The organism is Trinickia acidisoli, from assembly GCF_017315725.1.
GTDB lineage: Bacteria > Pseudomonadota > Gammaproteobacteria > Burkholderiales > Burkholderiaceae > Trinickia > Trinickia acidisoli.
This window is the reverse complement of sequence record NZ_JAFLRG010000002.1, coordinates 997,533-1,009,719: the sequence shown is the minus strand read 5'-3', so window position 1 is coordinate 1,009,719 and position 12,187 is coordinate 997,533. Positions and strand designations below refer to the sequence as shown.

At 61.7% G+C, this 12,187-nt stretch carries 9 protein-coding genes; 2 read left to right on the top strand and 7 right to left on the bottom strand.

Annotation, left to right across the window (positions count from 1 at the left end; genetic code table 11):
* Position 1 precedes the first annotated feature (1 nt).
* From J3485_RS22950 to J3485_RS22935, 4 genes are all read right to left on the bottom strand, one after another.
* On the bottom strand, positions 2-4,033 hold the full coding sequence (locus J3485_RS22950; protein WP_206956610.1) for a type III effector protein: 4,032 nt from the start codon (positions 4,031-4,033) through the stop codon (positions 2-4).
* A 240-nt stretch (positions 4,034-4,273) separates the two neighbouring features.
* On the bottom strand, positions 4,274-5,323 hold the full coding sequence (locus tag J3485_RS22945; protein ID WP_206956609.1) for a hypothetical protein: 1,050 nt from the start codon (positions 5,321-5,323) through the stop codon (positions 4,274-4,276).
* Positions 5,324-5,403: 80 nt separating this feature from the next.
* Positions 5,404-6,276, bottom strand: coding sequence for a fatty acid desaturase family protein (locus J3485_RS22940; protein WP_309477073.1), 873 nt, complete (start codon positions 6,274-6,276; stop codon positions 5,404-5,406).
* Positions 6,277-6,314: 38 nt separating this feature from the next.
* Positions 6,315-7,046: a hypothetical protein gene (locus J3485_RS22935; RefSeq protein WP_206956607.1), complete on the bottom strand. Its 732-nt coding sequence runs from the start codon at positions 7,044-7,046 to the stop codon at positions 6,315-6,317.
* A gap of 233 nt (positions 7,047-7,279) precedes the next feature.
* On the opposite strand from J3485_RS22935, the gene J3485_RS22930 reads away from it, so the two are divergent.
* Positions 7,280-8,167 (top strand): type III effector, encoded by an 888-nt coding sequence (locus J3485_RS22930; protein ID WP_206956606.1) that lies wholly within the window; start codon positions 7,280-7,282, stop codon positions 8,165-8,167.
* A gap of 37 nt (positions 8,168-8,204) precedes the next feature.
* Here J3485_RS22930 and J3485_RS22925 read toward each other — a convergent pair whose 3' ends face one another.
* The 3 genes from J3485_RS22925 to J3485_RS22915 all read right to left on the bottom strand — a co-directional run bounded on the left by J3485_RS22925 (position 8,205) and on the right by J3485_RS22915 (position 10,566).
* A complete protein-coding gene (locus J3485_RS22925) occupies positions 8,205-8,732 on the bottom strand; it encodes a hypothetical protein (protein WP_206956605.1) in 528 nt (175 codons plus the stop codon).
* A gap of 245 nt (positions 8,733-8,977) precedes the next feature.
* A complete protein-coding gene (locus J3485_RS22920) occupies positions 8,978-9,754 on the bottom strand; it encodes an SDR family oxidoreductase (protein WP_206956604.1) in 777 nt (258 codons plus the stop codon).
* The gene (locus tag J3485_RS22915; RefSeq protein ID WP_206956603.1) at positions 9,751-10,566 is read right to left on the bottom strand and encodes an alpha/beta fold hydrolase; all 816 of its coding nucleotides are present in this window, start codon (positions 10,564-10,566) and stop codon (positions 9,751-9,753) included. The genes J3485_RS22920 and J3485_RS22915 overlap by 4 nt, the downstream gene beginning before the upstream one ends.
* A 140-nt stretch (positions 10,567-10,706) precedes the next feature.
* Between J3485_RS22915 and J3485_RS22910 the strand changes: the two genes are divergently transcribed.
* Positions 10,707-12,026: an aminotransferase-like domain-containing protein gene (locus J3485_RS22910; protein ID WP_206956602.1), complete on the top strand. Its 1,320-nt coding sequence runs from the start codon at positions 10,707-10,709 to the stop codon at positions 12,024-12,026.
* Positions 12,027-12,187: the final 161 nt, after the last annotated feature.

The following is a 12,187-nucleotide window of genomic DNA, read 5'->3' as shown; positions in this document are numbered from 1 at the left end:
GTCAGTCGGAGGTCGGTTCGTCCGATTGCTGCCGTTTAGTGGATGCTCTGAGCCGAGCGCGGCGCTCTTTGACGTCTTTCTTCAATACCCGATGTCCGCTTTTGACCATCTCTTCATAGGAAGCGAGTACCGCACGTCCCGTCGCCTTCGTTTCGTCGAACGCCCATTCGCCGGAGCGGAGCTTTTTCTTCGTGTCTTTGGGCATTGACGTGCGATTGCGCTCGTAGAGCGTTTGCGCGCGTTCGTTGATTTTGATCCGGTGAGCGAGTTCGTCGTTCGCGCGTGTCCTTGACGGCTTTGTCCCACCGTCAGCCGTCTTGGCCGCCGCGTCGAAGCGGACGCCTTGTGTCCAACGGCGAGAACCCGCTAGCGCGGCTATAGATTCGGCGATCGATGGCTGCCGTTCGAGGGATGGGGCACGAAGCTCGGGGCCTCGCACCGATGCGGCTCGATCGCTCGAAACGTCAGCCGCTGCCGGTGAATTCGCCGCTGAGAATCTCGGTTCACCATCGCTTCGTTGTCCTAACGATCGTGCCTGCCTAAGCATACCGATCGTCTGCGGTTCCATCGGAAGCGTGGACAGCCATGCTTCGACGCGGCTGCTTGCGGGTTCCGCTTCGCGGTTCGATAGCAATTGTGCCTGCCTGAGCATACCGATCGTCTGCGGTTTGGGCGGAAACGTAGACAACCATGCCTCGACGCGACTGTTCGCAGACGCGACTGCTTGCGGCGGCGGTTCGGCATCGACGGTTTGCTCGCTCGACGATATCGACGATATCGTCGATTCCACGGAAACATCGGCCACGCGCTCGTCGCGTATGTCGGCCGCCATGTGCACAGCCTGAAAGTGATTGCCGAACATCACGATGCCGACGGGATCGGTTCCCAATCCCGACGATTGAAAACGCACGGGACCGCTGACGCTCGGCATGATCAATTGCAGATTCATGTCGACGCGATAGTCCCGGTTGACCATACGCATCAACGCAGCGACGGCGGGCTCGTCGTCGTAAAGCATGCGGTCGCCTTGCTCGATCTCCGGATGCTCGCGTGCCAATACGCTCCGATAGCGGGCCGCTTGTTCGGCGAGTAGCGGCTCGGATTGCGCGTCGTAGCGTCCCGTCGCATGCTGCAGCAGTGAAATGATCAAGCAGTCCATCGACGCGTGGCCGCTGTTTTCGGCCGCACGGATATTGTGTTGCGTGAACCATCGTAGCGTTTCGTCCCGTCCATCCCCCATCATCATGTCGCGCTGTTGTTGGAGTTCGGGATGCTCGTCGCGTTCGCCCGTGGGCGTTGCCGCTTGGTGGGGGCGTGGCGCGAAGACGTTTTCGGGCCGGGCTGCAGGGATGACCGGATGCGTGACGCGTGCGCTGCCACCCAGTTCGGGGATGTCGCGCAGCGCGAGCGCCGTGGTGTGCGCGTCGAACGAAGGCGGCGTTTGCTCAGGATCGGGCGTTGGCGCTAAGGCGTGTTCGTTGGGTTGCGACGCGTCGTCTACCGGCGGGCGCATGGCGGCGCTCGTCAAACGGTCACGCACGCCTGCGCTCATCGCCTTGCCGAGATCGACGGCCCTCCGTGTTCTCGACAGCGGCACTTGCGCGACCGCTTGAGCGATCGGCGTGACCACGGAAATGGCAGTGCTATCGGCGAGCATTTCTAGTTGTCGTGCCTTGAATTTGGCCTTCGTTGCCAGCGGCGCATGCCGATAGCGCCAGTTGTAGTAGCCCGTCGTGCCGCTGAGCTTGCCCGACGACAATTTCGCGCCGCCGACCGATACCGTTATTTCGTCGGGAATGTCGTGCTTGGATTCGATGTCCGCGAGTAGTGCGTCGAGTGCCGCATCGCTATGACGATCGCCTAGATCGAGCAGCATCGGATTGGCGGCGGGTAGATCGAGCTTTGTCACGACGGCCTCGCCTTTGCGCTCGAGCGTGCCGACGAGTTTGCCCATTCCGGTCTTCTGAAATCGCGCGCGCTCGGCTGCGGAATAGGGCGCCGTAACCGGTGCGGTGCTTTGCGCGAGCACGCGTGCATCGTTCTGGTCGCCGTACAACGCTCTCGGATGATGGCCGTGGCTCACCGCCACGTTCTTGTCGATATTCAGCCCGAGGCTCACTGCCGCGCCGAATGTGTTCACCGCGGCGCCCAACGCCGCGGGCCCGGCGTTCGTCATCGTATAGCGTTCGCGCTCGCCGATGGTCATCCCCTTGGCGAGCTTCGTTGCGTCCACCTGTTTGCGGGCGTCGCCGCTGAACAGCGCGCGCGCGTCGGCATTCTCGATCGCTGCCAGGGCTTGTGCGGCGGCTTGCAGCGTGGTGCGCGCCTGAATCGGGTCTTGCTCGGCAAGCGCCGCTTTCATCCGGGACTGCGCGAGTTCGAAGTGGAGCCAGTCGCGCAGAGTGGCCTTGACGTCCGCGCGCCGGCCGGCGTGCCGATGCGTGCGCGCCGTTGCTTGACGGCGGGAGTCGCGCGCGCCCACGCGCGCCGCTTCGGCGTTGAAATCGTGCAATGAGGCGAGCGATTCGCTGACCCTGCCGAGCAATAGCCGTCCCATGCTGTCGAAACGCATCCGTTCCGGGGTCTTCCATGCGTCGGATACGGTCGATGTCTTGAACTGGCTAGCGTGAGCCTGCGTGAAGGTAGCTTCTATTTCTGTCACGGCGGCTTCGTCTGCGCCTGCCTCGGCAATCTGACGACGATGCTTCGCGTAATCGGTCCAGTTCTCGAGCGGATTGAAATCATTCTTCGTCGTGTCGCGACGCGCGATGTCATCGAGCGCGGCGACGAGATTCGCTTTGGCCTGCCGACGCAGCTCGGGTTTGTTCGTCACGCGTTTTTCGGCGATATAGGTTCGATAGGCATCGGCGCGCTCTTTTTGCTGCTTGGCTGCGTTGCCCGCGAGTAGATCGAACGACTTGGCGAGTGCAACGATCGCGCGCTTGGCTTTGGCTTCGCCGTCTTTGCTCGGCCCCGAGCTCAACTGATAGCCAACGTACAGCGCCGCCACGAGTGCGACGGCTGCTGCTGTCGTCCCGGCCGTCACGGTGGAGGCGACGACCACGGGCGTCAAGATACCGAGCACGATGGCCGTGATGCTGGCCGTGCTCGATGCGACGCTGACACCGAGCGCCCGCTTGTTGCCGTGATATTCGATCTTCGCGCTTTCGGCCGCGGTTTTGTAGTCGGACTTCAACTCCATACGCATGCAAAATCGCGCGTATGCAACGCCGAGCGCTTGACTTGCCGATCGCATGTCCTGCTCCGCGTGTTGGCGTTGCTGTACGGTGGCGTTCGGATTCTCCAGGCGCGTGCGCGCTTCGTCGAAATCGGCTTGCGCGCGCTCCATTTTTGTCACGGCGCGGCCGACCTTGCGCAAATCCCACGCGAGCCGCCTCGAAGCCTGCAGAACGTTAGGCCCCGTCTTCGCGCTCGGCGACGCGTCGGCTTTGCCGAGCGGCATGATTTCCTCGGTGCCCGAGTTGCGAAAACGGATATTGGCCGATTCGAATGCCAATTCCGTGGTCAGTATCGTCATCAGAAACTGAATGGCGGAGAGTGCCGTTTTGGCGGGCAGATGAGCGGAAGCCGCTAGCTGCGCGACACTGACCGCCCCGTTGATCGTCGCCGAAACACTGACGTGCTGACGGTGCAAGGCACCTGTGCCGGTCGTCTTGAAGCTCGCAATGACAGCATCCGTATCGTCGAGTCCCGCCGTCTTGAGAAACGTCGCGATCATTTCACGGTAATAATCGCTTTCGCTCGAACCCTCTGGCAGTAAGCGCTGATCTCTCATGTCGGCGGGGATCGCGTCGGGCCGCGAGCGCTCGAAGTTCAATGCCGTCAGCCGCGCAAGGCCGACGATCGACGGTTGCCGGCGCTGCCCTTCGGCCCAGCGCTCGCAGATGCCGAGCGTCGTGGCCTCGTCCCAGCGCTCGACGCTGATTGCCGGTTCGTGCGGCACCTTCTTGATGTCGAGCAATTGCGCCAAACGGCCGCGCACGGTGCCGCGTGTGGATCGCGTTGGATTCACCGGAGCTTGAGGCTGCTGTGCATCGGGCGCTGCCGCTGCCGCGGAAGGCGAGGCGGTGGGAGGCGACGTTACCGGGAGTATGCGGCTCGGTGCGGATTTCATGATCGGACGAGATAGGAGGCGGGGACGACGCACATCCTAGGGCCGCTGTGTTGCGGTTCGATCCGTTGGCACGAAACGTCGTGCCCTACGACGAAATCGATACCGATGCGGGACGGTAAGCATCACGCATCGCAGCGTTCATGACAGTGCGAATTCGACGCAAGCACGCTGGGAATAGGCTGATTGCGCGAGCTTCGGCGTGTGGGAGAAATCGACTTCGAAGAGCCTTACGACGGAAGTCGTCGTTGCCGGATAGTCGGCAAACACGGGGAGTAGCGGATCGTCGTCATGCAACGCAGCCAACGCATAGAGCCATTGCCCATGACATAGTGCGTTATAGGCATGGCGCAGCAACGCGGCGCATAGCGTCGTATCGTCGTCCTCGACCGCAATGAATGCGAGGTAGAGGTAGGGCAGCGCCTCGCCGCGGGCGGGAAGTTTCGGCAGGCGGCGCAGCGATGCGGCGATATTATAAGGAATCCTAATCAATTGCGTCGATCGAGGATATCGTTCGACATGTGCCTGCCTTATCGACGCTTGATCCCACGCGGCCATCGTGGCGCAGATGCGCCCGTCCCGCGTCGCCACGAAGAAATCCTCCGCGCGCAGCGTATCGCATCGGCGGCCCAGGTCGAAATCGGTGATGTCGAGCCTAGGGGCCAAATAACGCGACGCGCGTCGGCGATTGATGAACCGCACGAACTCCGGCAGCTCTTCGGCGCGCGCGCGCCGAAGTTCGATGCCGGGCAAGGTCGGCGCGGCACGCCGGCGCGTGAGCCGGATCGCTCGTGCAAGCAAGCGGCCTCGCTGCAAATAGAACGGCAGCCCGGCGCGTCCTCCGACGAGATTGCGGAGTGCCGTTTCGTTGTCGTCGTAGATCAGCGCCCAGCAGTGCAGCGGGTCGGCATCGTGCAGCGTTCTTAGATAGCGATGGATACGCGCGAGCAGCAAGCCATGACGGTGATCGCGGTCGATGCGAAGGTCCGAGAGATAGGCGGTGCGTTGCGGCTGGCCGTCGATGTAGGAGGTCGTGATGCAGCGGCTGAAAGCGGCCAGAATGCGGCCCGTCACCGTGTCGCGGCAGACGATCGTTTGCACGGACGAGCCCAACAGTCGCGACGATTCGAAAAAAGACGGCTCGCGGCGCAGGCTGATTGCGGCGGCGCCCTCGATCCAATCGAGCGCCATTCGTTCGCGAAGTTGAGCGTCGTCTGTCGGGCGTGCCAGGGAAAATTCGTAGCAGCTCATAAGCGGTGTAGATATCTAGATCACGATTCGATCGGTGCGGTTACGTTGGCACATGTGCCTTGCGCTGTTCGCCACAATCTGGGTCCTCCGGCGAGCCAGAGGCGCATGAACGTGGCGTATGTGATCGGCGCTGAGGTGGGATCGGCTTTTAGGCGATATGGCGCCTCGAACCATCTCACTGCGGGATCGCCGTGGTGTACGCGATGCAACGAGCGATGTAGCGTCAACCATCCGAGCACCGGCGGCAGCGCGATGTCGAGGGTAATTGCACCCTGCTCGCGCCGCGACGATGCCGGCACGATCGCCACGCCGTAATGCTCGGCTTGCGTGAGGAGGAAATCGAACCACGAGAAGAGGGCGAACGGGATCAGATAGGCGAAGATGACCGCCCGCGGCGCGTAGTGCAAACCGACGGCGACAAGCGTTGCAAATGCCGCCATCCAAATGAGTGCTGCGGTTCGTAGTGCGCGTTTGTTTCGCGGAACCGTCGACCAACCGATGCGGCCGATGTACCAGGACACCCAAGCCACCTCGATCGGTGCGACGAGCCAAAGCCAGCGCGTACGCCAACTGTGCGCGTACAGACGTCCTTCGGGATCGGCTTCATTGCAGGTGGCGCGATGGTGGGCGAGATGAAAGTATCGGTAAACGATGAAGTTCGCGCCGAACAGCGCGGCGCAGGCAACGCCGATTGCATCGTTCACATAGCGATTGCCGATGAACGTTCCATGTACGCACATATGCTTCGCTTCCTGGCATCCGATCAACAGGATCGCTTGCAATAGCGTGAGCGGCGCAGTGAGCCAAAAATTGCCCGTAACGGAAATCAAGAGGGTATTGATTAGGACTCCTATCAAGAACAGCACGCTCGGTGCATCAGCATGCCGGCGCAAAAAGGCTCGTCGATTTCGGACACTCATAGCGGCTCGACTCAAAGCAACGCGATCAGCGGCCGCGTGACGCGTTTTACGGTAGCCAGCGACACGGCGGCCCAGAGCGGACCGAATACCGACAATGGGACCGTGCGACGCAGCAGCACGCCGTAGTCGAGCGACCGTTCATGCGGAAAGTAGTTGCGCTTGATCGAAACGATCTTGGCGAAGCCGCGCGAACCGTAGTAGCGCAATTGAGGATCGATGGGCAGGCCGCGTCGTTGTGCATAAACGTAGTTCTCGACGCGTCCTTTGGGATGCGCATCCATCCAGTCGCGCAAGCCGGGGAGGGGAGAGCCGAGATAGATATGGCGCCAGCCGCGCTTGAGCGCATAGGGCCATATAAATTCGAACAATGCTAAGACGCCGGCTTGATCGCGGCTCGTCAGGCTGATACCGAACAGGGTGGACGTCGTACGCGGCGCCGGCAGTAACGTGCAGTCCTCCCACGTGTGCGCGCTTCGATGAAAATCGTCGGCGACGGGCCGTAGGAACAGGGATGCAAGAAGGCGGCCTGATTGCGCGCAAAAAGCGCCGATGGCGAGATCGGGATGAGTATCGATCCGTTCGCGAAGCTGTTCCTGCGACGCAGCCTGGACGTCGTTCCACTTCTCGTGCTCGAGATCGAGCAGGGCGGGTAAGTCGCGGTGAGTCAGACGGCGTGCCCGTGCGCGCTCATCGGCTCGAGGGCGAGCCTTAGCCGGCGAGAGGAAATGAAGAGCGTGATTCATAAATAATTTTTATAGAGGCAATAATAAAATATTTGATTGTGGGAAGAAAGCACAGAACACTATTTCGCGGAATTCGTATGTCATGCGCGTGACAATGAAAATCAAATGATTTCGCCTCCATTGAACGAGATCGATGAGTTCGTTAATGGAATCGGTTTTTCGCCGCGATTGAGAAAGCGAGTACACCCATCGCGAGATATTGACCTTACAGATCGAGACGCGGGGAGACGGGGATGTACGGCAGAGGGGTGGGGCGCGCCGCGCGGGCGTTGGCGCAGGCGGCAGTGACGGGAAGCAGGAACACGGGTCAGCAGACGAACGAGCAGCAAGCGAACGTAGCGTCTTCGCGCGCGAAGACGGGCTCACCTATGCTCGATGCGCTGCGCGGCAGGCGCATCCACACGGTCGTCACCGATGAGACGACCGACGAGGACGGCACTGTTGCGGGCTCGGTCCACATCCCGCAGCCAGCATCGGAGGCGGGACGCAGCGGGGAATCGGTTTTTGCCGAACCGTCACGCGACAGACGTGTTCATACGGTCGCGATCGAGACGAAGATCGACGAGGACGGCAAAGTCAGGGATCCGGGACATATCCAGTACCAGACATCGGAAGCGGAACGCCGGCGTGAGCCGAGTCTTGCCCGCGCGATCGGTCATTCGCGCCGTACCGATGGGGGGGCACCAAGGCCTCAACGCTTGAAGGTCAGCAGCACGCTTCCCGACGGTAAGCCGTTTCGCGTCAACGCGCTCAAGGGCGCGGCAATCAATTCCGGCGAGGATAAGTTGATCGATCGAAGCCAAGCCTCGCGCGTGATCGATCACGGTGAAATGACGGATGAGCAAATCGCGCGTATGAAGGAAATTCAAGAGCGGCCGATCTTTGCCGACTATGAAACGAGCGGCATGGAAAAGAGCAACTGCGTTCACGGTCATGCGGAAGTGGCGCGCACGGTGTTCAACTGGAATGTGCAACCCCATCTGCATGCGCGGCCGCAAGATCTCGCCGAGCAGATGACGCGTTTCAGAACCGACGAGGCGGAGCGACCGGAGGCTGAGTTGTCCGATAGACCCTCGGCGGGCGCCGAGCGTGTGGAATCGGATGCGAAGCAATCGGAGTAGGTGATTTAGGAAACTTAACGGTTGGATAAAGATTTTCTTAATTGCAAGCCGACGCGCCAGGCTCGCCCGCATCTCGGCCGAGTTGACGGAATGTAAGATTTCCTTCGCCGGCCATTTCGAAGTAGACGCGCCCATCATGATGCAAATCGATTATCCGAAACGCTCCACTTGGATTGAAGATGATGGCGTGGGAGATCAGCGTGACGTAAATCGATCCGTCGGCATGGCGAACGGCCGAGGGACCGGATAGCTCGGGTACGGTCCACGCGGAGAGGTTGGCTCTTGCCATCGCATCCACGATTTCGATACGCGCTTGCGTTGGGTTCGATGGAAGAGGGCTGATCTTCCCGAGTTCGTGGCGTAGCCGATGTAGGCGGCGCGTCGTTTCGGGTTTTCGAGCAAGGCGCACGCGCTCGAGGCCCGAGAGCCCAGGGGCATAACCTGGGGCCGTTTGCGACGGCTGCGACGGCTGCGCCGGGACCGAGGACGGGGCAATTGCCTCGCTGTCCGCGGCGTCCGCGTCGGGGCGTGCGGCTGGAACGCTGCCGCTGATGTTGGCGCTCATAGTTATCGAGTACGAGACGATCGTCGAGCAGCCGCTTTGTTGCGCACGGCGCCGGACGATCGCGTTCGGCGATCTCTCTATCGCCGCGATTTTTCGGGGCTAATTGCGAATCGGTGCCGATCGACAAAGAACCCAATGCCTCGACCGGAAGGCGTAAGTGTAATTGATCTGCGGGATCGGGCGGGCGGCTGAGGAAAGTAGGAGGTGATCTCGCGCCCGCCGTGCGTTGACAATCCGTTTCGGCGCTACGACTGCCGGTGGACTTGGAAGGATGAAAAGCTCTGCGCCACCGGCATCAGCTCGATCGTGTTGACATTCACGTTCGGCGGCAATGAAACGGCCCAATCAATGGCCGACGCCACGTCCTCGGCAGAAAGCGGCACCATTCCATCGTAGACAGACTGCGCTTTTTGCGCGTTGCCACTGAATCGCACGAGCGAAAACTCGGTGCCGCCGCACATGCCGGGTTCGATGCACGTCACCCGTAGGCCCGTACCGTGAAGGTCGCTGCGCAGGTTGAGGCTGAACTGATGGACGAAGGCTTTGGTCGCGCCATAAACGTTGCCGCCCGGATAGGGGTAGGTGCCGGCCACGGAACCAAGATTGACGATGTGCCCCCGGCCGCGCTCGGTCATGCCGGGCAACACCGCGCGGGTGACGTGCACCAGACCCTTGCAATTGGTGTCGATCATCTGGCTCCAATCCTCATGGCTGGCCGACGGCGCGGTGGCCAGGCCGAGCGCGAGGCCCGCGTTGTTCACCAGGACGTCGATAGCGGCAAACGGCGGCGGCAGGTCGGCGATCGCGCGTTGGATGGACGCCAGATCCTGTACGTCCATAAGCATCGGAAGCACGAGGTTCTCGCCGAACTCGTCGGCTAGGGCCTGTAGGCGCTCCAGGCGCCGGCCTGTGGCAACGACCTTGCAGCCTTTCGAGGCGAACCGGCGCGCGATGGCACGTCCGAAGCCGGCACTGGCACCGGTGACGAGGACGGTGGAGGGTGTTTCGATCGGCGTGCTCATTGGGCTGCCTCGCTTTGACAAACGGATTGCAGGAACTGCCTGAAAGCCTCGTCGAACGAAGCGAGCGATTCCAAATTGGGCATATGGCCAACGTCTTCCATCCAGATCAACTTCGAGTCGTGCAGCAATTCGTGCATGCGTTCGGCGTCCGCGCGCGTGGTGAAGGCATCTTGATCTCCCACCACGACCAGAGAAGGCACGCGCAAGCCAGCCAACGTTTCGGCGAAGTCGAGGCGTTCTGCGCGCGCGCGTAGTGCGGCCGCGCATCCGCTTGCGTTCGACGACCCCATCAAGCGCAGTAATCCCGCCGCGACGGCGGGTTGCTGCTCGATCGTGCTGGCCGCGAGCATCTTCGGTAACAACTCCACCGCGTAGTCCTTTACCCCCTCTCGTTCCAACCGGTCGGCTATGGCGTTACGGGCGACCTTGCCTTGTGCCGTTTCGGCCTGCGGGAAGGTTGCCATCAATGCCAGCGCACGGACGCGCGAGGGAAACTGGCGACAGAAGTCCATCGCGATCTGCCCGCCCATCGACAATCCACAGACGACTACGCGGTCGATCCCGAGATGATCCAGCAACTGCGCGAGGTCTTGTGCGAACACCTCGAAGCCGGCAGGTCCTTCCGGCAGCGGAGTCGATCCATAACCGCGCAAGTCGGGCGCGATGACGCGATACCCTCTGCGGCTGAACAGGCTCACCTGTTCGCGCCACATCGACCGGTCGAAGGGGTGACCGTGGATGAACAGAAGGGGGTCTCCATCGCCTGCATCGTCGTAGTGAATCGTCAGATTTTCAGTCTTCGCTATGGCCATTTGCTTCTCCTGTGTAAGTGCAATTTAAGTAATTGATTCGAATTGATTCTTAATTTAAACTCTTGATTGCACGGAAATCAAGAGAATCGCTTGGGGTGACGAAAAATTTATCGGTGCAATTTACAAAATTGAGTTGAGCTATGGAAGACTATCGAACCGTCGCGAATTCGATTGCGGCCGACATCCTGTCCGGAAAACTGCGACCTGGCGATCGCCTGCCGCCGCAGCGCGAATTCGCACAGTCGTACGGCATCGCGCCGTCCACCGCCGGAAGGGCGTATCGCGAGTTGGTGCGCCGCGGGCTGATCATCGGGGAGGTCGGGCGGGGCAGTTTCGTGCGAATGCCCATCGCTGCCGGGAAGGGACACGAGAGCGTCGACCTTCAAAACAACTTTCCCGTGCTGGCGTCGCAGAGCGCGTTGATGGCGCCCGCATTGAACCGGATCCTTCGGCGGCCGGAGTCGCTCGCGGCAGCGCTCCGACCGGTCGACCCGGCTGTGTCGAGTGCCGCGCGCAGCGCCGCCGCACAACTGCTCGCTCAGCACGACTGGCATCCAGACGAATCGCAGGTGCTGTTCGCCGGTAACGGCAAGCAGGCTATTGCGGCGGCCCTGGCCGCGCTGACGGCGCGCGGAGACCGTATCGGCGTGGAACGGCTGACGTATCCGCAGGTCAAGGAACTCGCCGCACGCATGGGCCTCGAGTTGGTTGCGCTGGAGATGGACGAGCAGGGCGTCACGCCGCAGGCTATTCGCGATGCGCATGCCACTCACGCCATCAAAGCCGTTTATCTTCAGCCGACGCTTCACAACCCGACGGGCGCGACCCAATCCGAGGCGCGCCGCCGCGAATTAGGCGCGTTGCTGACGAAGCTGGGCATCGTTGCCGTGGAAGACTCGATCTACGCCTTCCTTGCGGATTCACCGCCACCGATCGCGCGCTTCGCGCCGGACCACTGCATCGTCGTCGACAGTCTTTCCAAGCGCCTGGCGCCGGGCCTGACCTTGGGCATCCTCGCGGTGCCGCTCGCCTTGCGCGACGCGGTATTTGCGGCGATCCGCGCCGGTGCCTGGACGCCTTCGGCGTTCTCCGTCGAAGCGGCGGTCGAATGGATCACACAAGGAACGGTCGACGAGATCTGTCAGGCCAAGCGACGAGATGCTCATCAACGGATGCAGATTGCCAGACGATTACTACGAGACCTGGATCTGCGTTGGGGCGATGGCGCATATCATTGCTGGCTCATGCTGCCAGCACAGGCGTCGGCGGATGCGTTTGCCGTGGCTTTAGCGAGGGATGGTATCTCCGTGACGCCCGCATCGGCGTTCAACGTCGCGGGCCTTCCGCCGGCGGCCGTTCGCCTCGCGCTGAGCCAGCCGCCCAAAGAGATCCTGGAAATGGCGCTTCAGACGATCGCCCGGCGCGCACGCTCGCCGGGCAGTGCGTGGCAAACCGAATGAGTCCATGAGGCGTACGGTCCGGTTCGAGCCGGCTCGAACGACGAGTTATGGGTTTCCCCCCGGGTTTCCCCCCGTTGTCTCGCGGGTTTGCGAGACCTAATCTAGCGTCGCTGTTTCCGTCATTCGCGTGGCGGCAAGCGGTGCAAACGGCAGACGTATCG

Coding starts and splice junctions, on each gene's coding strand:
- J3485_RS22930 (WP_206956606.1), top strand. CDS start 7,280: ATGTACGGCAGAGGGGTGGGGCGCGCCGCGCGGGCGTTGGCGCAGGCG.
- J3485_RS22915 (WP_206956603.1), bottom strand. CDS start 10,566: ATGGCCATAGCGAAGACTGAAAATCTGACGATTCACTACGACGATGCA.
- J3485_RS22945 (WP_206956609.1), bottom strand. CDS start 5,323: ATGGCGCTCGATTGGATCGAGGGCGCCGCCGCAATCAGCCTGCGCCGC.
- J3485_RS22920 (WP_206956604.1), bottom strand. CDS start 9,754: ATGAGCACGCCGATCGAAACACCCTCCACCGTCCTCGTCACCGGTGCC.
- J3485_RS22925 (WP_206956605.1), bottom strand. CDS start 8,732: ATGAGCGCCAACATCAGCGGCAGCGTTCCAGCCGCACGCCCCGACGCG.
- J3485_RS22935 (WP_206956607.1), bottom strand. CDS start 7,046: ATGAATCACGCTCTTCATTTCCTCTCGCCGGCTAAGGCTCGCCCTCGA.
- J3485_RS22910 (WP_206956602.1), top strand. CDS start 10,707: ATGGAAGACTATCGAACCGTCGCGAATTCGATTGCGGCCGACATCCTG.